We start from the raw sequence: 22,145 nt of genomic DNA, 5'->3' as shown, positions 1-22,145 counted from the left end.
CGCCCGACGGGGTGTCAGGAGGGTGTGGGGAGTGGGGGGGTCAGCGGGGTTCGACGAAGACCCGGAAGACCGGTGAGCCGGAGCTCTCGGTCAACGCCTTGTCCACGTCCGCCAGTTCGTGGCGCGAGGTGACCAGCGGGGCCAGCCGATCGGCGAGCGCTCCGCTGCGCAGCAGGGCGGCGGCGGCACGCCAGTCGGCGGGCTCCTGGCTGTAGGAGCCGGTCACGGTGAGCTGGCGGCGGTGCACCTCGTAGCCGGGCAGGACGGCGTCGGGGGTGTCGTGGGAGCCGCCGAAGAGGACCAGCCGGGCGCCGTCGGCCGCGGCGCGGAAGCCGGCGGCGATCGCCTCGCGGGAGGCGATGGTGACGAACACCACGTCGGCCTTGGGGAGTTCCACGAGTTCCGCGAGTTCCTCGGGCGTCACGGCGTGGTCGGCGCCGGCCGCCAGGGCCGCGGTGCGGCGGGCCTCGTCGGTCTCGATCACGGTGACCGAGCGGGCCTGCTGGTGCTGGGCGAGCAGCAGGTGCAGTCGGCCCATGAAGCCGCCGCCGATCACCGCGACCCGGTCGCCGGGCTGGAAGGAGCCGCGCCGGAACGAGTGCACGACGCAGGCCAGCGGCTCGCCCATGGCGGCGTGCAGCGGATCGGCGTCGCCGACCGGCCAGGCGTGGGCGGCCGGGACCCGGACGTACTCGGCGAGTCCGGCGCCCATGCTGATGCTGCCGTCCGGCAGCAGACTGCCCTGCGGGGACGCGCAGATGGCGCTGTTGCCGGAGCGGCAGTGGCGGCAGCTGCCGCAGCGGGTCAGCAGGTCCACGGTGACCAGATCGCCGACGGCGGGGGCGTCCTCCAGTGCGGCGGCGCGTGCACCGACCTGCTCGACGCGGCCGGAGACCTCGTGGCCGGCGGCCACGGGGTAGACGGGCATGGCGCCGGTGTAGAGCTTGGCCTCCATGGTGCACAGGCCGCAGGCGGCGATCCGGACGAGCACGTCGTCCTCGCCGATCCCGGGGCGCGGGGTCTCGCGGATCTCGACGGAGCCGGGGGAGGTCACCAGGGCTATGCGCATCGGTCGTTCCTTTCGTGGTGCTGCGGTGCTGTGGTGCAACGGTGCTGTGGTGCAACGGTGCTGCGGTGCAGCGGTGGGGGCTGCCGCGGTGCGGTGGCGCCGCGCTGTCGCGCGGCCGGGGCACGGTCGGTGCCCCGACGGCCCGGGCGGTCGGGCGGTCAGGTGGTCGGGTGGACCCCGGACGGCGGGAGGTCGGCTCAGGCCGAGGGAGGGGGAGCGGTCCACTGCGCGGCGGGTCGCCAGTGCGTCCACCGGTCGGCCCACCAGGTGTCGCCGCGGTCGATCCGGGCGGCGAGCGCGGCGGCCTCGGCGCGGACGGCGGCGGCCTGTTCGGGGGTGAAGCCGCCGGTGCGGGCGCGCTCCTCGAAGGCCTCGACGTCCTTCCAGCGGTAGGGGCCGCCGTCGGCCGGGAGCCAGAGGTCGAGCTCGTGGTCGAGGGTGTCGACGCCCTCGGCGGTGATCCGGTACGGGTCCTGGAAGTTGACGTACCAGCCGGAGAGTTCGTCGGTCGCCGGGTCGCGGAAGGCCCAGACGGCGTAGGCCTCGCCGGGGCGCTGCAGTTGCAGGACGCCGGGGCTGCGCCAGCGGTCGGCGACGGTGCTCCAGCCGTGCGGGCCCCAGCTGAACTCGCCCTCGCCGAAGGTGAGTCGGGTGTCGTGGGCCAGGTACACGGCGAGCAGGCCGGGTTCGTGGGCGACGACCCGGACGGGGTAGCTCAGCCAGACCCGTCCGTCGAGGATCTCCCGGCGCAGGACGACCTGACCGGGCGTCAGCCATCCGCTCGCAGACAGGGCCGGGTCGGGGTCGGCCGCCTGGTCGGGGTCAGTCGCGGGGTCGGGGTCGGCCGCGCGGCCGGTCGCGGGCAGGGCTGCGCCGAGGCCGGCCGCGGGCCCGGCCGTGCCCCGGCCGGATTCGTCGCCGGCGGGCGCGGCGGAGCGCCTCGGACCTCTCGAAGGATCGTGCATGAACGTCTTGCCCCCGTTTCGCAATGCCGCCCCCGGAACGCGGGCGGCGAGACTCCGGCCCCCGCCGGAGTGCCGCACACCTGCCCCTCGGACCCCTTCCCCAGTGGTTCGACGCAGGTCGAACGGGGGTCGCTACTCGCGGGTAGGTATCGGCGGTCCGGATCTTAGGCACGCTTGCGGAGCATTGGCAATGCCCCGCCGAATGGCGGGTACGGGCCCCCCGATGGACGGTGTGATGCAGCCCACGGCGCCACCGGTTCACCGACGTCTTGTCAAGATCGCGGCAACTGTGCGAAGTTGACGAGCGTTGTTCAAGACGTTTGCGCACTCCGGGGTCGGTGAAAGTCCGAACCGGCGGTTACAGTCCGCGACCCGTCCGCCGCCAGCGGCCGGTTGACCAGGTGAAATTCCTGGACCGACGGTTAAAGTCCGGAAGGGAGGCAGTGCGCGGCGAGCAGGTTTTCCGATGGCCGGGGGATTTCCCGTCGGCCCGTCGGTCGCGGGCCGCTTCCACCGGAATGCGGTCGAAGGCCGTCCCTGCACGCCCATGCTCCAGCAGCCCCGGAAGTCCGCGCCCCGAGCGCGAGGAGAGTTCCGATGGGCCACACCACGGGCACCACCACCGCCGACGCCGGCTCGTACGCGGTCGGCGACACCGAGCAGCCGTTCGACTCCGTCGAGTACGCGGTCGCGCAGATCGCGGCCGGCCGGGCGGTCGTCGTCGTCGACGACGAGAGCCGCGAGAACGAGGGCGACCTCGTCTTCGCCGCCGAACTCGCCAGCACCGAGCTGGTCGCCTTCGCCATGACCGAATGCCGCGGGCTGCTCTGCGCCCCGATGGCCGGCGCGGACCTCGACCGGCTGGAACTGGACCAGATGGTCCGCGAGAACACCGAGCACCACCGCACCGCCTTCACCGTCTCGGTCGACGCCGCGACCGGGATCAGCACCGGCATCTCGGCGGCCGACCGGGCGCTCACCCTGCGCCTGCTGGCCGGGCCGGGCACCCGCCCGGCCGAGCTGGTGCGCCCGGGCCACGTCTTTCCGCTGCGGGCCGTCGACGGCGGTGTGCCGGCGCGCCCCGGACACACCGAGGCCGGGGTGGACCTGTGCCGCCTGGCCGGCCTGCGCCCGGCGGCGGCCATCTGCGAGATCGCGATGGCCGACGGCGCCATGGCCCGGCTGCCGGAGCTGCGCGAGTTCGCTCGCCGGCACGGCCTGGCGCTGATCTCCATCGCCGGCCTGATCGAGTACCTGCGCACCGCGGACGGTGCGGCTGGCGTCCCGGCCGGGCCGACGGCCCCGGCCGGAGCGGCGCGGACGACGGCCGCGGCGGTCGCCGGCTGACCCTGCCGGGAGACCGGCCGCAGGGGGGGCGGTTCCGCCGGGAATTATTTCCTGGGCGGGGCCGTGATTCGCCCTGCCCGCAGGAATTCCGGTACCGGATCCGGTTAACCTGCCGTTTTCCCGGAATTGACAGTTCCGCAATCCTGCTCCAATAATCGATTTACGGATGCACGCCGACGGGGAGAGGCCTGGTATGTCCGACATCAGCACCACGGAAAAACTCAGAATTATTTGGGAAGAAGTCCTCGGTACGCCGGTCGACGACCTGGACGCCGATTTCTTCGACCTCGGCGGGGATTCCCTGCTGGCCCTCGCGATTTCCACCCGGGCCATCGAGTCCGGTCTGGACATGCCCCGGTCGGCGGTGCTGCGCCGCAGCACCCTCCGGCAGCTCGCCGAGGCCGTCGAGGACCCCCGACTCTTCGATCGCGCCTGAGCGATGGCCATCGTCGTCGTCTACGACCAGGGTTCGGCCTCGCCGCGAGAGGTGATCGCCCTGGGGCGAACGGCTCCGGTGCTGGTCGCCCTGGCCGACTCCGACCACGCCCGGCAGGTCGGCCCGCTGTTCGAGGAGAACTGCGCGGGCGTCGTCACGCTGGGCGAAGGTGACGAGGCGGTCGTCGCCCGGCTGCGCGAGTACGGGGCCGCGGGCATCCTGACGTTCAGCGAACGGATGCTCGCCGACACCGCCCGGCTCGCCGGACTGCTCGGCCTGCCGTTCAACACCCCCGAAACCGTGCGGGTGTTGACCGACAAGGCGGCGCAGCGCCGGCGGCTGCGGGAGGCCGGGGTGGACAGCGTGCGCAGCGCGCTGCTCACCGACGCCGACGGCTGGCACGCCGCGCTGGCCGAGGTGGGCCTGCCTGCCGTGGTCAAGCCGGTCCGCGGGGAGGGGAGCCGGAACACCGTCCTGGTGACGGATCCGGACCGCGGCGCCGCCGTGGTGGAGGAGTTCCTGCGCGCCGAACCGGCGCTGGTGGTCGAGGAGTTCCTGCGGGGCGCGGACTGCGCGCCGTTCGGGGACTACGTGTCGGTGGAGAGCGCCGCCACCCCCGGCGGGATCCGCCACTTCGCCGTCACCGGCAAACTGCCGCTGGCACCGCCGTTCCGGGAGTCGGGGCAGTTCTGGCCCTCGCAGCTGGCCCCCGGGCCGGAGGCCGAGGTGGTCGAGCTGGCCGACCGGGCGCTCCGGGCGCTCGGGGTCACGCACGGTCTGGTGCACACCGAGATCAAGCTGACGGCCGCCGGGCCCCGGCTGATCGAGGTCAACGGCCGCCTCGGCGGTGACCAGACCGATCTGGCCGGACGGTCCGTCGGGCTCGATCTCGTCGCTCTGGCGGGCGAGTTGGCGCTCGGTCGCGGCGTGGAGCTGAATCCGGCCCGCCCGGAGCGGGTGCACTTCCAGTACTACACCCCCGGCCCCACCGCGGGCGGCCGGCTGACCCGGGTCGACGGCCAGGCCGCCGTCCGGGCGCTGCCCGGGGTCGACTCGTACCGGCTCTCGGTACGGCCCGGCACCGAGCTGGCCGCCGGGACCGGTACCACCCTGCTCGACCTGCTGTGCGGCTCGGCCGCCGACCACCGGGGCATGACCGCGCTGGTGGAGCGGGCGGTCGCCCTGCTGGCGTACGAGTTCGTCGTCGACGGCCGACCCGTGACGCGCACGGCCCGGGACCTGCTCGACCACGTCTGAGGCATGCCGTCCGTCGGCGCGGCGGTGGACCGTGGGCGCGGCGGTGGACCGTTGGCGCCGCGGTAGACCGCTGACGTCGCGTCCGACCGCCGGGATCCGGAACACGACCTCGGCGCGACACCTCCGTGAACCACCTCCGTGAACCACCTCCGTGAACCACCTCCGTGAACCAACTCCGTGAACCACCTCCGTGAACCACCTCCGTGAACCGCCTCCGTGAACCGCCTCCGTGAACCACCTCCCTGAACCGCCTCCGTGAACCACCTCCCTGAACCGCCTCCCTGAACCACCCCTTGGATGCCCCATGCCCACCATCGGCTCGGCCGCCGCCGGGTTCCTGAAGGAACTCGTCCCGGCGCCCGGGGCCGAGCGCCGCATGGGTGTGCTCACGCTCACCCAGTCGCTCGGCACCGGCCTCTTCCTGACCTCGAGCGCCATCTTCTTCACCAGGACCGTCGGGCTGTCCGCCGAGAGCGTCTCGGTGGCCATGTCGGCGGCCGGACTGTGCGGGTTCCTCGCCACCGTCCCGGGCGGGCGGGTCGCCGACCGGTTCGGTGCGCGGCGGCCGCTGGCGGCCAGTTACGGTCTGCTCGCGGTGCTGTTCGTCGGCTACGCCTTCGTCGAGGGGGTGGCCGCGTTCACCGCCGTGGCCTGCGCGATCGCGGTGTGTGAGACGGTCGGCAGCCCGCTGCGCGCGGCCCTGACCCACGCCCTGTTCGGCTCCGCCCGCTCCGCGGGGGTCCGGGCGAGGATGCGCAGCCTGTTCAACCTCGGCTTCACGGCCGGCGCCGGTCTGGCCGGCGCCGCCCTGGCGACGGATTCGCGGACCGCCTTCCTGGTCGTGATCGCGGTCAACGTGGCCCTCCAACTGCTTTGTGCCATCATGGCGTTGGGCCTGCGGCCGGACGGCCCCGAGGTGGTCCCGGCCGCCGCGGGACGCTCCTGGGCGGCCTTCCGGGACCGCCGGTTCCTGCTGGCCACCGCGCTCACCGGGATCCTGGAGCTGTTCCAGCCGGTGCTCGCGGTGGGCGTGCCGCTGTGGATCGTCGACCGCACCAGCGCCCCGGGCGCCCTGGTGGCGGCCCTGACGGTGGTCAACACCGTTCTGGTGGTGCTGCTCCAGGTCGCCGCGGGCAAGGGCTCGGAGACCGTGTCCGGCTCCGGTCGCCTGCTGCTGCGGGCGGGCCTGCTGATGGCGCTGGCCTGCTGCCTGTTCGCCGGATCCGGCGCCGCCGACACCTCGCTGGCCGTCGTCCTGCTGTTCGCCGGCACGGTCCTGATGACCCTGGGCGAACTCGCCCAGTCCGCCGGCGGCTGGGGACTGTCCTTCACCCTGCCGCCCGAGGGCCGGATGGGCGAGTACCAGGGCGTGTTCGGGCTCGGCCGGGGACTCCAGCAGTTCTTCGGGCCCGCGCTGGTGGTCATGCTCCCGCTCGGCATGGGCGCCGTCGGCTGGCTGCTGCTGGCCGGAGTGTTCGTGATCTGCGGCCTGACCGCCCTGTGGGCCTTCGTCCGGGACGCCCCGCCGTCCGGCGTGCCCGACGAACCGTCAAATGAACCATCACCCCAGACGTAGGAGCACCACGTGAGCCCCACCCCCCACAGCTACCCCTCGTTCCGCGGCGTCCTCGCGGACAACCCGCTCGTCCGGATCGCCGGCGCGCACTCCGCGCTCGGCGGCGTCATCGCCGAGCAGGTCGGCTTCCAGGCCGTCTGGGCCTCCAGCTTCGAGATCTCCGCCGCCCGCTGCCTGCCCGACGCCAGCCTGCTCAGCATGAGCGAGTACCTGGACGCGGCCGCGCACATCCAGAAGGCGCTCTCCGTCCCGGTGGTCGCCGACTGCGACACCGGCTTCGGCAACAGCATGAACGTGGCGTACATGGTGGCCGAGTACGAGCAGGCCGGCATCACCGCCGTGTGCATGGAGGACAAGGTCTTCCCGAAGATGAACAGCTTCGCCGCGGCCGACCACAGCCTGCTCGACGTGAACGCCTTCGCCCACAAGATCGAGACGGCCAAGAAGTCCCAGCGCGGCGAGGACTTCTTCGTCATCGCCCGCACCGAGGCGATGATCAGCGGGCTGGGCGTCGACGAGGCGCTCAAGCGCTGCGCGGTCTACGCCGACGCCGGCGCCGACGCCGTCCTGGTCCACTCCAAGCAGGCCACCAAGGACGAGGTGCTCTCCTTCCTCGACCAGTGGGACGACCGGCTGCCGGTCGTCGTGGTGCCCACCACCTACCCCGACTGGCACGCCGACGAGGCCCGCGCGGCCGGCGTCTCCGCCGTCATCTACGCCAACCAGGGCCTGCGCGCCACCATCACCTCCCTGCGGTCCGCCCTCGGCTCGATCTACGAGACCGGGCACTCGGCCCACCTGGAGGACAGCATCGCCGGGGTCAAGGACGTCTTCGCGCTCCAGCGACTGGACCAGTGGCAGGAGTTCACGGCCTGACGGCCGCAACGACCTCGCCCACGACCCCGACCCACCGAAAGGATCAAGACTTGTCGTCGCAAGACATGGCGCTGGTGCGCCGTCGGGCGGCACGGGCCCGAGCACTCGCGCTGACCACGGTCAGCACCGCCGGCACCGGCCACATCGGGGCGGACCTCTCCGCCATGGACATCCTCTGCGCACTCCACTTCGGCGTGCTGCGCGGCGGCCCGGACGACCCGGACCGGGACCGCTTCATCCTCAGCAAGGCCCACGCCTCGGCCGCCATGTACAGCGTGCTCGCCCTGCGGGGCATCCTGCCCGAGGAGGAGCTCGCGACCTACGGCGCGGCGGACTCCCGGCTGAGCACGGTGGTCTCCACCCGCGTGCCGGGCATCGAGTTCAACACCGGCTCGCTCGGCCACGGCCTCTCGCTCGGCGTGGGCGCGGCTCTCGCCGCCCGCGTCCAGGGCTCGGGCCGCCGGACCTTCGTGCTCACCGGCGACGGCGAGCTCCAAGAGGGCAGCAACTGGGAGGCCGCGATGCTGGCGGCCTCGCGGGGGCTGGAGAACCTGGTCGTGATCGTCGACCGCAACCTCGCCCAGAAGGGCGCCAGCACCGAGGACATCAACGCCCTGGAGCCGCTGGACGAGAAGTGGCGCTCCTTCGGCTGGGCCGTGCGCACCGTCGACGGCCACGACGTCGGGGAACTGCTGACCGTCCTCGGCGCCGCGCCGCTGGAGCCGGGCCGGCCGACCTGCCTGATCGCCTCCACGGTCAAGGGCAAGGGCGTCTCCTTCATGGAGCGCAACCTCGAATGGCACAGCCGCCGACTGACCCCCGACCTTCTCGACCAGGCACTCCGGGAGCTTGAGCATGGCACCGACGACTGACTGCGCCGCCGCCTTCTCGGCGGCCCTGCTCGAACTGGCGCGCACCGACGAGCGGATCTGCATCGTCAACAACGACTCGGCCGAGACCCACTCGGCGCTCGGCTTCCAGGCCGAGCTGCCCGACCGCTTCGTCGACGTCGGCATCGCCGAGCAGAACCTGGTCGGCGTGTCGATCGGCCTGGCCAACGCGGGCCTGCGCCCGTTCGTCTACTCCGCCTCCTGCTTCCTGACCGCCCGTGCGCTGGAGCAGATCAAGAACGCCGCCTACACCAACGCCGACGTGGTGTTCTGCGGCTTCGTCAGCGGCCTCGCCTACGGCGCGCTCGGCGGCACCCACCACGCCGTCGAGGACCTCGCCTGGATGCGGTCGATCCCGCGGATGACCGTCCTGGCGCCGGCCACCCCCCGGGACACCGTGGCCGCCCTGCACGAGGCGATGACCCACGACGGCCCGGTCTACATCCGGATCGTCAGCAAGCTGGACACGCCCGAGCTGTTCCCGGCCGACCACTCCTTCGCGTACGGCGGCTCGGTGCGGCTGCGCGAGGGCGAGGACGTCACCCTGGTCGGCACCGGCCTGCTCACCACCCGCCTGGTGGAGGCCGCGGACCTGCTCGCGGCCGAGGGCGTCCGGGCCGGCGTGCTGCACCTGGGGTCGGTCCAGCCGATCGACGCGGAGGCGATCGGACGGGCCGCGCGCCACAGCGGACGCCTCGTGGTCGCGGAGGACCACGTGCTCAACGGCGGCCTCGGCGGGGCGGTCGCCGAGACCGTCGTCCGCACCCACCCGGTGCCCGTGCTCCAGCTCGGCGTGCCGAACGAGTACGCGCCGATCGGCCCGGCCGAGTTCCTGTACGAGCACTTCGGCCTGACGGCGCAGGGCGTGGCGAAGCGGGTGGCGCAGTGGCTGGCATGACCGTCACCGTGGCCGACTACACGGCCGCCTACCTGCACGCGCTGGGCGTGCGCACCTGTTACAGCCTCTCCGGCACCGGCTCCATCCACCTCGACCAGGCCTTCAGCCGGCAGCCGGGCCTGGTGACCATCTGCGCCCGGCACGAGACCGCGGCGGCGCTGATGGCCACCGGCGCGGCCAAGCTGACCGGCGAACTCGGGGTGGCGCTGGTGACCAGCGGCCCGGGCGCCGTCAACGCGCTGGCCGGACTGGTCGACGCGTACGCCGACGGCGTGCCCGTACTGGTGGTCTCCGGCCAGGTCGAGACCCGGCACATGGAGGAGGGCGTGCGCTCCTTCGGCGTCCAGGGCTTCGGCGTGGTGCGCAGCGCCCGCAGCATGACCAAGTACTCCGCGGTGGTGGAGCGCCCCGGCGACATCCGCCGCCACCTGGACGAGGCCGTCCGGCACGCCCTGGAGGGCCGCCCGGGCCCGGTCTGGCTGGACATCCCGCTGGACGTCCAGGCCGCGCGGGTCGACCCGGACACCCTGGAGGGGGCCGAGCCGCCCGCCGCCGAACCGCGCGGCTCCGGCGCCCGGCAGACCGCCCGGCAGCTGATGACCATGCTGCGCTCCGCCGAGCGCCCGCTGATCGTCGCCGGCCAAGGCGTCCGGCAGGCCGACGCCGTGCAGGCCTTCCGGGCCATGGTGGCGAAGCTGCGGATCCCGGTGGTCACCTCCCGGCTGGGCACCGACCTGCTCCCGTACGACTCGGAGTTCTGCTTCGGCCAGGGCGGCATCCGCGGCCGGCTCTACCCCGGGCTGATCATGGGCCGCTCGGACCTGGTGATCTCGCTCGGCTCCAGCCTGTCCACCGCCTTCGTCGGCGAGGACGCGGACGCCTTCGACCCGGACGCCACCGTCGTCGCGGTCGACATCGACCCGTCGCAGCTGACCAAGAAGGGCGTCCGGGTGGACTTCCCGGTCTGCATGGACGTCGGCCGGCTGGTCGAGGCACTCCAGGAGGAGGCGGCCGAACCCGCCGCCCCCGCCCACGAGACCTGGCTCGCCGAGTGCGCCGCGCTCAAGGCCGCCCACCCCACCGTCGGCGAGCAGCGGCCGGACGGCCCGATCAACTCCTACCGGTTCGTCGACCGGCTGGAGGCGCAGACCGGCCCCGGCCACGTCTTCGTGGTCGACACCGGCAGCGCCTACTACGTCACCGGCCAGACCCTGGAGTTCACCGCCTCCCAGCGGGAGATCACCTCGGCCGCCTTCCTCAACATGGGCGCGGCCGTGCCGATGGCGGTCGGCGCGGCCTTCGCCCGGCCGGACGCCCAGGTGCTGGTGATCGTCGGTGACGGCGCGATCGAGCTCAACATCCAGGAGCTCGCCACCATCAGCCAGTACGGCCTGGGCATCAAGGTGTTCGTGCTGAACAACGGCGGCTACGCCTCCATCCGCGAGTCGCAGGCCGCGCTGGTCGGGGGACCGGAGCTGGAGGAGCCCGAGACCCTCGACTTCTCCGCCGTCGCCACGGCGTTCCGGCTGCCGTACCGCACCCTGCGGCACACCGGCACGCTCGACGCCGACATCGCCACCGTGCTGGCCGAGGACGGGCCGGCGCTGGTCGAGGTGATCTGCGACCCGGCGCAGCTGCTGCTGCGTCCGCTGCGGGCCGACGGCGGGCGCCGGGCCCATGACGGCGCCTCGCTGGTCCGGGCCGGCGGGCCGGACGGCCTCCCGGCCCTCACGGACCTGGTCCGGGAGCGGGAGCTGAACCATGCGTGAGACCCTGCGGGCCTCCTGGAACCACCGGCACCGGCTCGGCCAGACCCGGGAGGACGCCGAGCGGGGCGTGTTCAACCCGCACCACAGCACCCTGCCGCTGGTCCTGCACGGCACGCTCGACCTGGCCGCGCTGAACCGTGCCTGGCACGCCGTCCAGCGCCGCCACCCGGCCCTGCTCAGCGGCTTCGACACCGACCGGGCGCTGTGGCACGTCGGCGCCGCCGAGCCGCAGGACCTCCGGCGGCTGCCCGCCGGGGCGGACGAGGAGGCCGACCGGGCCGCGGTCCGCGAGGCCGTGATCGAGCCCTTCGACCTGGTGAACGGGCCGGTCGCCCGGCTGGTGGTGCTCCCGCGCTCGCCGCAGGAGACGTACTTCGCGCTCGTCACCGAGCACATGGTGAGCGACGGCTGGTCGCTGAACGCCCTGATCCGGGACCTCGCCGTCGGTTACGGGCAGGAGGTGGGCGCCGCGGTGCCGCCGCTGCCGCCGATCGAGCTGCCCTTCCAGGAGTTCGTCCGCCGGCAGAACCTCGCCGTCGACTCGCCGGCCGGGCGCGCCGCGCTCGCCCGGCTGGCCGCCCGGCTGGACGGCATCGGCGCGATTCCGGCCATGCCGGTCGAGGGGTTCAGCGGCGCGACCGGCATCCGGTACGAGCAGAACGAGGACTTCGTCCGCCGCCTGCCGGGCGGGCTCTGCCGCGACCTCGCCGCGGTGGCCCGCCCGCTGCGGATGACCGGCCTGAACCTCATGCACGCCGCGCTCCACCGGGCGCTGCACGAGCGCTCGGGCCGCCCGGTGGTCGCCACCACGCTGTCCACCGCCAACCGGGAGCTGCCCGGACTCACCCACACCGTCGGCTGGTTCGCCAGCAAGACGGTGCTGGCCAGCGAGCCCGGCCGGCACCCCGACCCGGTGGAGTACCTGCGGCACTTCCGCGAGCGGATCCTCGTCACCCTGGACGACAGCGACCTGCCGTGGCCCGCCCTGATCGACCTGATGGACCCGCGGGCGCTCGGCCGGCAGGCCACCGTCCCGTACGTCACCTTCAACGCCCGCCCGCTCGGCATGCGCCGCAGCGTCGGCGAGATCGAGATCCCCGGCGTGCGGACCGCGCCGCTGCGGATCTCCAACGGCTGGCACGACGCCGCGATCGCGACCTTCTGGGACGAGGACGAGGACGGCGTCACCGTGAACGTCATGTTCAAGACCGACTGGTACACCGCCCCCGACGTGCTGGCCCTGTGGGACGCCGTGGAGGCCCGGCTGTACCGGTGGGCCGAGGAGCTGCGCCCGTGACCGCCGTGCCCGCGCGCACCGACCCGTCGACGAAGGAGAACACCATGGACGACACCGGCATGCACATCGCGACCATCCGCGAGTCGACGGTCGAGACCGCCGTCGAACGCGACTGGACGCCGCTCACCGACGAGCAGCTCGAGAGCTACGAGCGGAACGGCTACCTCCACCTCAGGGGCCTGTTCGGCCCCGAGGAGGTGGAGCGCGGCCTCGCCGTCATCGACGAGGTGGTCGCCGACGGCGCGCGGACCATCGGGAACCACGCCAGCTTCACCGACCGCGCCCACACCGTCCGGGTGCGCGACGCGGTGGCCCGCACCACGGGCATGGACTACTTCCTCGACCACCCGAAGCTGGTCGGCCCGCTGATGTCGCTGCTCGCCGGCAGCGTCCAGCTCCTCGGCACCGAGATCTTCGTCCGCTCGCTCCAGGACGAGGCGCTCGAGTACTGGCACACCGACGGCGGCGAGTACCTGCAGCAGCTGCGGCTCGTCCACGGCAGCCCGAGCCTCCAGGTCAAGGCGCAGGTGTTCTTCACCGACACCACGAAGTCCGACAGCGGCAACTTCCTGCTCGTCCCCGGCAGCCACCGCCGGGTGCCGACCGACCGGACGGCGCTCTGCTACATCGAGGAACTCGACGAGCCGCTGCGCCAAGGGGTGCTGCCCGAGGACGCGCTGGAGGTCAAGGCCGCGCCGGGTGACGTGCTGATCTTCCCGTACTCGCTGTGGCACGCCGTGGCGCCCAACAAGGTCCAGGAGCGCAAGACCTTCATCCTGCGCTACGGGCACCTGTGGCACCGTCCGCACGACTACCTCCAGCAGCCGGCCGAGGTGCTGGACCGGATGTCGCCGCGGCTGCGCCGGATGTTCGGCGACTTCGGCGACCAGGTCCACCCCACCGACTACTACAAGCCGGTCGGCCAGGGTGACGTGATGGCGGTCGGTGGCAACCATGCAGCTGTCTGACCAGCCAGACCAGCCAGACCAGCCCGGCCAGCCCGAGCAGCCAGGCCAGCCCGAGCAGCCCGAGCAGCCCGGCCTGTCCGGTCTGGCGGCCGACGCCCGGTCGCTGCCGGAGCTGTTCGCCCGCGTCGCCGCCGTGCGCGGCGACGCGGCCGCGGTGGCCGGCGGCGGCGAGCGGCTCGGCTACGCCGAACTCGACCGGACGGCCGGGGCCGTCGCCGCCCGGCTGACCGCCGCCGGCCTGGGCCGCGGCGACCTGGTGGGCGTGCTCCTGGAGCGCTCGCACCGGGCGCCCGCCTGGATCCTCGGCGTCCTGCGGTCCGGCGCGGCGTACGTGCCGCTCGACCCGTCGTACCCGGCCGACCGGCTCCGGTTCATGGCCGGGGACGCCGGTCTCGCGGCCCTGGTCGGCGACCCCGACCGGGCCGCGGCCTGCGGGCTGGACGCGCTGCCCGTGATCGCCCCCGTGATCGATCCCGCGGTCGACCCCGAGGCCGCCGCCCCGGAGCCCGCCGCACCGGCCTCCGGGCCGACCGGGGCCGCACCCGGCCCGGACGACCCGGCGTACGTGATCTACACCTCCGGCTCCACCGGCGTGCCCAAGGGCTGCGTGGTCACCCACGGCAACGTCCTGGAACTGCTGCGGGCCACCCTGCCGCTGTTCGACCTCGGCACCGACGACCGCTGGACCCTCTTCCACTCCGCCTCCTTCGACTTCTCGGTCTGGGAGCTGTGGGGCGCCTGGGCGACCGGCGCGACCGCCGTCCCGGTGCCCGCGGCCACGGCGCAGGCGCCGGAGGACTTCCTGCGGCTGCTGGCGGACGAGCGGATCACGGTGCTCAACCAGGTCCCGTCCGCCTTCCGCCACCTCGCCCGGGAGTACACCGACTCGGGCGCCCCGGCGACCGCGCTGCGGTACGTGGTCTTCGGCGGCGAGAGCGTCGACCTCGACGTGGTGCGCGGCTTCCTCGCCGCCGCACCCGCTCCGGCGCCCGTCATGGTCAACATGTACGGCATCACCGAGACCACCGTGCACGCCACCCACCTGGTGCTCACCCCGGAGCAGCTGGCCGGCGGCACCGCCTCGCCGATCGGCCGCCCGCTGCCCCATCTGGCGATCGAACTGCGCGACGACGCGCTCCGGTCGGTCCCGGACGGCGAGACCGGCGAGATGTGGGTGGCCGGGTCGGGGGTCGCCGACGGCTACCTGAACCGGCCCGAACTCACCGCCGAGCGCTTCCGCGTCCTCGACGGCCGCCGGATGTACCGCACCGGCGACCTCGCCCGTCGACTGCCCGACGGCGGGCTCGCCTACCTCGGCCGCAACGACCAGCAGGTCAAGCTCCGCGGCCACCGGGTCGAACTCGGCGAGGTCGAGGCCGGTCTGCGGGCCGCCCCGCAGGTCCGCGACGCCGCCGCGCTGGTCGTCCGGGACGGCGCGGGCAACGAGCTGCTGACCGCGCTGGTCGTCCCGGCCGGACCCGGGGCACTGGACGTCGCCGCCCTGCGGCGGCACGTCCGCAGCACCATGCCCGCACAACTGGTCCCCAACCGGTTCCACCCGGTGGAGGAGCTGCCGCTCACCTCCTCCGGCAAGCTCGACCGGCGGGCGCTGGCCGAGCAGGCGCCGCGGGCCGGGGTACCACGCGCCCGCCTCCTGGTGCTCGACCCCATCGACCCGGGGGCGCTGGACGAGCTGCGCCGGCGCCACGACGTCACCGTGGCGCTGCGCCCGCCCGTCGACGAACTGCTCCGGCTGGTGCGCGACCAGGACGTGATCGTGCTGCGCAGCGGGGTGCGCCTGGACGCCCCCGTCATCGCGGCGGCCCGGCGGCTCAAGGTGATCGCCCGGGCGGGTTCCGGGATCGACAACATCGACGTCGGGGCGGCCACAGCGGCCGGCGTGACGGTCTTCAACATCCCCGCCGTCTCCGCTCCGGCGGTCGCCGAGCTGGCCCTCGGGCTGATGCTCACGGTCGGGCGCCACCTGGCGCTGGCGGACCGCCAGGTGCGGTCCGGGATCTGGAACAAGGCCGCGCTGTCCGGGTCCGAACTCGGCGGCAAGACCCTGGGACTGGTCGGCTACGGCCGGATCGGCTCCCGGATCGCGGCGCTCGGCCGCGCCCTCGGCATGCGGGTGCTGGTCGACGTGGCCCGTCCCGACGACGACCGCCGACACGAACTGGAGCGGCTCGACTACGAGTTGGCGCCGCTGAGGACGCTGCTGCCGGCCGCCGACGTGGTCTGTCTGGCCGTCCCGCTGACCGACCGGACGCACCACCTGATCGACGCCGCCGCGTTGGCCGCGATGAAGCCGACCAGCCTGCTGGTCAATGTCTCCCGCGGCCTGGTCGTCGACGAGGACGCGCTGTACGAGGCGCTCGCCGAGGGCCGGATCGCCGGCGCCGGACTCGACGTGGTGGCCGAGGAGGGCCGCCCGAACCGGCTCCACGAACTGGACAACGTGGTGATCACCCCGCACATCGGCGCGATGTCGGTGGACTCGCAGGTCCGGATCGGCCGCATCCTGGTCGACTCGGTGGCCGCCGCCCTGGCCGGCCAGGAGGTGCCCAACCAGTGTTGACGACCAGTCATAACACCATGGAGAGCGCGGTGTTGGCCGACTACGGCCGGATCGAGCACCGGCGCACCCCGCTGCCGACGGTCGCCCCCGGTGAGCTGCTGGTCCGGGTGCTAGCCACCGGCATCTGCGGCTCCGACCTGGCCACCTACCGCGGCGCCCACCCGTACAAGACCGCGCCGACCGTGCTCGGCCACGAACTGTGCGGCACCGTCGTCACCCCGGCCGGCGGGTTCGCGGAGGGCGAGCTCGTGTGCGCCGCCGCCTACGCGCACTGCGGCGACTGCCCGATGTGCGCACGGGGGCGCACCAACCTGTGCGGCGCCAAGGCCAACCTGTGCCACCTCGGCTGGGACGGCTCCTTCGCGCAGTACGTGACGCTGCGGCCCGCCATGACCTACCGCCTGCCCGCCGGCACCGATCCGGAGCTCGGGGCGCTGGTCGAGCCGCTGTCGATCGCCCACCACGCCGTCGCCCTGGCCGGCCCGGCGGACGGTCGGGCCGTGCGGATCATCGGCGCGGGCAACATCGGCCTCGGCTGCCTGATCGCCGCCAAACGGCTCGGCTTCGGCACCGTCGTCTGCTCCGACCTCGGCCCGCACAAGGGCCGCCGCGCCGAGGCCCTCGGCGCCGACGGCTACCTCGACGTGCTGGCCGGCGGTTCCGGTCCCGGCCCGGCCGCACCGGAGGCCGACGTGGTGCTCGTGGCCGCCGGCCACCCCGGCGCGTTGAACGAGGCGGTCCGGGCGGTGCGGCCCGGCGGCACCGTGGTCGTGGTCAGCTTCTTCGACCGCCCGCCCGCCGTCGCGGTCAACGCCCTGGTCGGCAAGGAGGTCCGGGTGATCGGCTCCTCGCTGTCCACCGCCGAGGACTTCCACGCCGTCATCGGCTGGCTGGCCGAGGGCAGCATCGACCCCCGGCCCATGGTCACCCACCGCTTCGGCCTCGCCGGGGCCGGCGCCGCCCTGGCGCTGATGGCGGCCGGCGAACCGGCCACCGGAAAGATCATCATCATCCCGTGAGGACACGTATGACGCTCACCATCGGCATCGTCGGCGGCACCGGGCACGCGGGCGGCGAACTCTGCCGCCTGCTGCTGAACCACCCGGGCGTCGCCACCGTCCTGCCCACCGCCCGCGGCGGCGAGGACCTCGAACGGGTCCACCCCAACCTGCTCGGCAGCGGGCTCGCCTTCACCACCGTCGAGCAGCTGCGCGAGCGGGCCGGCGAACTCGACGTGGTGTTCTTCTGCACCCCCTCGGGCGAGGCGATGCGCTCCGCTCCGTACTTCCTGGACCGCGGCGTCAAGGTGATCGACGTCAGCGCCGACTTCCGGTTCGCCGACGCCGACCGCTACCGCGAGGTCTACGGCGAGGAGCACGCCAGCCCGCAGCTGCTGCCGGAGGCCGTCTACGGCGTCACCGAGCTGTACCGCGACCGGGTGGCCGGCGCCCGGCTGGTGGCCAACCCCGGCTGCTACGCCATCACCACCGTGCTCGGCCTCGCCCCGCTGCTGCGCTCCGGGCTCGCCGACCTGGACACCGCGATCCACCTCGCCGCCGTCAACGGCACCTCCGGCGCCGGCAACAAGCCGCTCACCGAGATCATGCACGCCGAGGCCTTCGCCTCGATGCTGCCGTACAGCCTGGAGGGCCACCGGCACGCCCCCGAGCTGGAGACCCAGCTCGCGCCGCTGGCCGGCCGCGAGCCCTGCGTCGACCTGACCACCGCCCACGGCAACTTCGTCCGCGGCATCTACATCCAGGCCAGCGTCGCGGTCCGGGCGCAGGCCCGGGCCGGCCTCGACCGCGCCGCCCTGCTCGACCTCTACCGCGAGCACTACGCCGGCGAGCACTTCGTGCGCGTCAACACCTTCGCCAAGCAGGGCAGGCTCAACGCCAAGGAGTACGGCGTCTACCCGAGCCTCACCTCGGTGACCGGCTCCAACTTCTGCCACATCGGGGTGGACTACGACCCGGTGCGCGGCTTCGCCAAGGTCGTCGCGGTGACCGACAACCTGGTCAAGGGGGCGGCCGGCTCGGCGATCCAGAACATGAACCTGATGTTCGGCCTCGACGAGCGCGCCGGCCTCGGGCACTACGGCCTGTGAGCACGATGCGGCTGCTCGCCGACCACACCCCGGCGCCCGGCGAGCGCTGGATCTACTCGGCCGGGTTCAACGCCGGTCCCGCGCTCGCCGACACCGGCCGGATCGACGTCGAACTGGCCGACCTCGCCCGGCTGTCGGACGCCGGCGCGCGCGTCGCCCTGCTCAGCCACCAGGGCAGCGCCAAGGACGGCAGCGCCCGCCACCTGGACTACCTCGCCGACCACCTCTCCCGTCGGCTCGGCCGCCCGGTGCGCTACCTGCCGGAGAACACCACGGCCCGCGCCCGGGCCTGGGCCCGCGAGCTGAGCCCCGGCGAGATCGCCCTGTTCGGCAACACCCGCCTCGACCCGGGCGAGGAGCGCGGCGACCCCGAACTCGCCCGCACCCTGGCCGGTCTGGGCGACCGGGTGGCGATCGGCGGCTTCTCCAAGGCGCACCGGCGGCACGCCTCCAACACCGGCCTGCTCGACCACCTGCCCGGCTGGGCCGCGGCCGGCCTGGTCGGGGAGGCCCGCGCCCTCGACCCCTGGGCTGCCGGCACCGGCGTCGGTAGCGGTAGCGGAGACGGGAACGGTGGCGGCGTCGGCGACGGCCCGTCGGTCGCGGTGCTCGGCGGCGTCAAACCGGAGAAGACACTGATCGGCCTGCGCGGCCTCACCCGCACCCACCACCTGGTGATCCCGGGCGGCGTCGTGCTGAACACCCTGCTCGCGGTCACCGGCCACCGGATCGGCCGCTCCGAGCTGGGCAGCGACCCCGAGGGCTGCGCCCGGGCGGCGCGCGAGGTCCTGGCCCGCACCGGCGGGGCGGGCATCCACCTGCCGCGCGTCGTCCTCGCGGCCGGCCCGGACGGCACCGTCCGGCAGCTGCCGATCGACCGGGGTGTGCCGGACGACCACGCCATCGTCGACTTCGAGGTCCAGCCGGGCGCGATCGAGCTGCTCCGCCGCGCCGGCCGGGTCCTGGTCGCCGGCACCCCCGGCCGCCACGCCGAGGGCAACCGGCACGCGGCGGCGGCCGTCCTCGCCGCCCGGGCGCACGCCCCTGGCGGCACACTGCTGCTGGGCGGCGACACCGTGGCCGAACTGCCCTGGGACGGGCCGCGTTCCACCGGTGGGGGATCGGCCCTGCAGTACCTGGTCGAGGGCACCTGCACGGTGTTCGAGGCCCTCGCCGCCAACGCCGCCCGCACCGGCCCGACCCGCACCGGCCCGACCCGCACCGGCCCGGGCCCGTACCGGTCCGACCCCGCACCAGCCCCGGCGAGGAGCCGCCCACGATGACCGCTGACCCGAACCCCGGCACCGTCGACCTGGACGACCTGCCCGTCCCCACCCGGGTGGTCCTCGGCCGGGGCGTCCTCGACCGGCTCGGCCCGCTCGCCGCCCCGCTGGGCGGCCACGCCCTGCTGGTCTGCGGCCGGACCGCGATGCGCCGGACCGGCATCCTGGACCGGGCGCTCGGCTCGCTCACCGCCGCCGGCCTCGCCGTCACCGTCTTCGACCGGATCAGCGCCAACCCCCGCTCGGACGAGATCGACGAGGCGCTCGCGCTCGCCCGGGCGAACGGCTGCGACCTGGTGGTAGGCCTCGGCGGCGGCAGCGCCATCGACGCCGCGAAGGCCGTCGCGGTCGCCGGCGACGCCGACACCGTGCGCGAGCTGATCGGCCGCACCCTGCCGGGCTCCGCCGGCGCGCTGCCGGTCGTCGCCGTCCCGACCACCGCCGGCAGCGGCTCGGAGGTCACCCGGGGCGCCATCGTCACCGACGTGGTGCGGGGCTTCAAGTCCGGCATCCGCGGCGAGGACGTGGCCCCCAGGATCGCGCTCGTCGACCCGGACCTCACCGACCGGCTGCCCGCCGCCGTCGCCCTGGAGAGCGGCTTCGACGCCCTGGCCCACGCGGTCGAGGGCGCGGTCGCCAGGAGCGCGACCGCCCGCAGCCGGGCGTACTCCCACCGGGCGCTCGGCCTGATCCGCGACCACCTGCCCGGGCTCGCCCGCGGCGCGGCCACGCCCGAGGCCCGGGAGGCGATGGCCCTGGCCGCCCTGCTGGGCGGGGTGAACGTCACCACCGTCAGCACCTGCCTGCCGCACCGCCTCCAGCAGGCGATGGGCGCCGTCGCCGGCAACCCGCTCTCGCACGGCCGCGGTCTGGCCCTGCTCTACCCCGCCTGGCTGCGCAGCGCCCGCCCCTTCGCGGACGAGGCCTTCGACGCCATCGGGGACACCCTCGGCCACCGGGACGCCGCCACGGCCGTGGACGCGCTGCTCGCGCGCACCGGCCTGGGCACCTCGCTGACCGAACAGGGCTACACCGAGCGGGACATCGACACCTTCGTGGCCGGACTCAGCGGGAACCTGGAGAACGACCCGCACCCCGAGGTCGACACCGGGCTGGTCCGCTCCCTCTACCGCGCCAGTCTGACCCGCTGACGCCGTCCGCCCGTCCGCCCGCCGGCCCCCGGCCCCGTGCCCCTTGCCCCCTGCCCCCGACGGGTCAGGGGGCCGGCGCGTCCGCCGGGGCCGGGGCGGCGGTCGGGGCGGCCCCGGCGGAGGCGCCCCGGCGGAGCAGCAGGACGGCCAGGACACCGATCACCGCGGCCAGCAGGGTGGAGCCGATGGTGATCGCCGCGAAGCCGCGGCCCGAGGCGTGGGTCGCGGTGCCGACGAAGCTCGCGAAGAGCGAGCCGAACATCGACACCGCTATCGCCTCGCTGCCGAGGCGGACGGTGTTGATCCAGCCCGCGGCCATGCCGGCCTCCTGCTCGGGCACCTGGGCCAGCGCCTCGCCGTCGACCAGACCGGCCTGGAGGCCGAAGCCGGCGCCGACGACGACCAGCGGCAGGGCCATCCAGGCGAGCCCCTGCGGGGCGGCGGCGCCCGCCAGGACCAGGCCCACCACCAGCAGGCCGATGCTCCAGGCGAGGATCCGGTCCATGGCGGCGCCACGCGCGACCAGCCGGCCGGCCAGCAGCGGGGCGATCAGCACCGGCATCGTCATGAACATCAGCAGGGCGCCGCTCTCGCCCGGCGAGGAGCCGTAGGCGCCCTGGAAGAACACCGGGATGTAGGCGACCGCGTTGGTGAAGGTGAACGACGCCACCGCGATCACCAGCGTCATCCCGGAGAACCGCGCGTTGCGCAGGGTGCGCAGGCTCAGCAGCGGGGACGGCGCGGTGGCCTCCTGCCGGGCGAACAGCCCGTAGCCGGCCAGGCCGGCGGCCGTGCAGAGCAGGAACTGCGGGGACAGCCAGCCGGTCTGGGAGCCGAGCACCAGGCCGCCGAGGAGCAGGCCGGTCGCGGCGCAGAACAGCACGGCGCCGGTCACGTCGATGCGGGCGTCCCGCCGGGTCGCGTGGGCGGTCGCCCGGCGGATCAGCGGCATGGCGGCGCAGGCGACCACCAGGCAGACCAGTTGGAAGCCGAACACCAGCCGCCAGCCGACGACCTGGGTGAACAGGCCGCACAGCGAGGGGCCGAAGGCCAGCGACAGGCCCGCGACGGCGCCCAGCAGGGCGAAGGCCCGGGTGCGGTGTTCGCCCGTGAAGCTGGTGGAGATGATCGCCGAGCCGACCGAGAAGACGGCGCCCGCGCCGACCCCCGCGACCAGCCGGGAGGCGTCCAGCAGCAGGTAGCCGGAGGACAGGACGCTGAGCAGCGAGCCGGCGCCGAAGGTCAGCAGGCCGATCAGCAGGGCCCGCCACCGTCCGATGACGTCCGCGACCGAGCCCCAGACGAGTGTGGCGCAGGCGAAGGTCAGGTTGTAGCCGTTCAGGGCCCACTGCTCGCCGGTGGACGACGACCCGAGGTCCGCGGCGATGTCGCCCAGCGCGACCGCCGTCCCGGAGACGGACAGCGGGACGGTGAAGACGGCGAGCATGATGACGGGCATCACCAGGCGCCGGCCGGGCGGCCCGGTGTCCGGTGCCGGCCGCGTGTTGTCGGAGGTCATCGAGGTCATCGTTCTCCTCTACCCGGCTTCCGGGCACGGAAGTCGAAGGAACAGCAACGGAAAACGGCCGTTCCACGCCGGCGGGCATCGGGGCCGGCGTGGAACGGCGGTTCGGGGGACCGGGGGACCGGGGGACCGGGGGACCGGGGCGGTGGC

The 22,145-nt window shown here is 74.1% G+C and carries 17 protein-coding genes, 1 pseudogene and 1 riboswitch; of the genes and pseudogenes, 15 read left to right on the top strand and 3 right to left on the bottom strand.

Annotated elements, in window-relative coordinates:
• Positions 1–40: 40 nt before the first annotated feature.
• Both SM793_RS07260 and SM793_RS07255 read right to left on the bottom strand, forming a co-directional pair.
• Positions 41–1,069, bottom strand: a complete 1,029-nt coding sequence (locus SM793_RS07260; RefSeq protein ID WP_320437202.1) for a zinc-dependent alcohol dehydrogenase — start codon at positions 1,067–1,069, stop codon at positions 41–43.
• Positions 1,070–1,266: 197 nt separating this feature from the next.
• Entirely contained in the window at positions 1,267–2,034 is a 768-nt protein-coding gene (locus SM793_RS07255; protein ID WP_320437201.1) for a DUF402 domain-containing protein, read from the bottom strand.
• Positions 2,035–2,354: 320 nt separating this feature from the next.
• A riboswitch (FMN riboswitch) is annotated at positions 2,355–2,485 on the top strand.
• A 146-nt stretch (positions 2,486–2,631) separates the two neighbouring features.
• Between SM793_RS07255 and ribB the strand changes: the two are divergent.
• The 15 genes and pseudogenes from ribB to SM793_RS07180 all read left to right on the top strand — a co-directional run.
• Positions 2,632–3,295: pseudogene (ribB, locus tag SM793_RS07250) on the top strand (3,4-dihydroxy-2-butanone-4-phosphate synthase); the annotation flags it as partial.
• A gap of 279 nt (positions 3,296–3,574) precedes the next feature.
• Positions 3,575–3,817 carry a phosphopantetheine-binding protein gene (locus SM793_RS07245; RefSeq protein WP_320437200.1) on the top strand — a complete coding sequence of 81 codons (243 nt, stop codon included), beginning with the start codon at positions 3,575–3,577 and terminating at the stop codon, positions 3,815–3,817.
• A gap of 3 nt (positions 3,818–3,820) precedes the next feature.
• Positions 3,821–5,074: an ATP-grasp domain-containing protein gene (locus tag SM793_RS07240; RefSeq protein WP_320437199.1), complete on the top strand. Its 1,254-nt coding sequence runs from the start codon at positions 3,821–3,823 to the stop codon at positions 5,072–5,074.
• A gap of 304 nt (positions 5,075–5,378) precedes the next feature.
• Entirely contained in the window at positions 5,379–6,650 is a 1,272-nt protein-coding gene (locus SM793_RS07235) for an MFS transporter (RefSeq protein WP_320437198.1), read from the top strand.
• A gap of 9 nt (positions 6,651–6,659) precedes the next feature.
• Positions 6,660–7,526 carry an isocitrate lyase/phosphoenolpyruvate mutase family protein gene (locus SM793_RS07230; protein WP_320437197.1) on the top strand — a complete coding sequence of 289 codons (867 nt, stop codon included), beginning with the start codon at positions 6,660–6,662 and terminating at the stop codon, positions 7,524–7,526.
• A 50-nt stretch (positions 7,527–7,576) separates the two neighbouring features.
• Complete coding sequence (locus SM793_RS07225) at positions 7,577–8,398, top strand: transketolase (protein ID WP_320437196.1); 822 nt, start codon at positions 7,577–7,579, stop codon at positions 8,396–8,398.
• Positions 8,382–9,314: a transketolase family protein gene (locus SM793_RS07220; RefSeq protein WP_320437195.1), complete on the top strand. Its 933-nt coding sequence runs from the start codon at positions 8,382–8,384 to the stop codon at positions 9,312–9,314. The genes SM793_RS07225 and SM793_RS07220 overlap by 17 nt, the downstream gene beginning before the upstream one ends.
• Complete coding sequence (locus tag SM793_RS07215; protein WP_320437194.1) at positions 9,311–11,083, top strand: thiamine pyrophosphate-binding protein; 1,773 nt, start codon at positions 9,311–9,313, stop codon at positions 11,081–11,083. Before SM793_RS07220 ends, SM793_RS07215 begins: the two co-directional genes overlap by 4 nt.
• Positions 11,076–12,380: a condensation domain-containing protein gene (locus tag SM793_RS07210; RefSeq protein ID WP_320437193.1), complete on the top strand. Its 1,305-nt coding sequence runs from the start codon at positions 11,076–11,078 to the stop codon at positions 12,378–12,380. The genes SM793_RS07215 and SM793_RS07210 overlap by 8 nt, the downstream gene beginning before the upstream one ends.
• The gene (locus SM793_RS07205) at positions 12,377–13,348 is read left to right on the top strand and encodes a phytanoyl-CoA dioxygenase family protein (RefSeq protein ID WP_320437192.1); all 972 of its coding nucleotides are present in this window, start codon (positions 12,377–12,379) and stop codon (positions 13,346–13,348) included. The genes SM793_RS07210 and SM793_RS07205 overlap by 4 nt, the downstream gene beginning before the upstream one ends.
• The gene (locus SM793_RS07200) at positions 13,335–15,929 is read left to right on the top strand and encodes an amino acid adenylation domain-containing protein (protein ID WP_320437191.1); all 2,595 of its coding nucleotides are present in this window, start codon (positions 13,335–13,337) and stop codon (positions 15,927–15,929) included. Before SM793_RS07205 ends, SM793_RS07200 begins: the two co-directional genes overlap by 14 nt.
• Positions 15,926–16,948: a zinc-dependent alcohol dehydrogenase gene (locus SM793_RS07195; RefSeq protein ID WP_320437190.1), complete on the top strand. Its 1,023-nt coding sequence runs from the start codon at positions 15,926–15,928 to the stop codon at positions 16,946–16,948. The genes SM793_RS07200 and SM793_RS07195 overlap by 4 nt, the downstream gene beginning before the upstream one ends.
• On the top strand, positions 16,945–18,036 hold the full coding sequence (argC, locus tag SM793_RS07190; protein WP_320437189.1) for an N-acetyl-gamma-glutamyl-phosphate reductase: 1,092 nt from the start codon (positions 16,945–16,947) through the stop codon (positions 18,034–18,036). Before SM793_RS07195 ends, argC begins: the two co-directional genes overlap by 4 nt.
• 5 nt (positions 18,037–18,041) lie before the next feature.
• Positions 18,042–19,319, top strand: a complete 1,278-nt coding sequence (gene pgk, locus SM793_RS07185) for a phosphoglycerate kinase (protein ID WP_320437226.1) — start codon at positions 18,042–18,044, stop codon at positions 19,317–19,319.
• Positions 19,316–20,470, top strand: a complete 1,155-nt coding sequence (locus SM793_RS07180; RefSeq protein ID WP_320437188.1) for an iron-containing alcohol dehydrogenase — start codon at positions 19,316–19,318, stop codon at positions 20,468–20,470. Before pgk ends, SM793_RS07180 begins: the two co-directional genes overlap by 4 nt.
• Positions 20,471–20,534: 64 nt before the next feature.
• Here SM793_RS07180 and SM793_RS07175 read toward each other — a convergent pair whose 3' ends face one another.
• The gene (locus tag SM793_RS07175) at positions 20,535–21,989 is read right to left on the bottom strand and encodes an MFS transporter (protein WP_320437187.1); all 1,455 of its coding nucleotides are present in this window, start codon (positions 21,987–21,989) and stop codon (positions 20,535–20,537) included.
• Between the last annotated feature and the right edge of the window lie 156 nt (positions 21,990–22,145).

The organism is Kitasatospora purpeofusca (genome assembly GCF_034043715.1).
In the GTDB taxonomy this organism is placed as follows: Bacteria; Actinomycetota; Actinomycetes; order Streptomycetales; family Streptomycetaceae; genus Kitasatospora; species Kitasatospora purpeofusca_A.
This window is presented reverse-complemented; position numbering and strand designations above follow the sequence as displayed.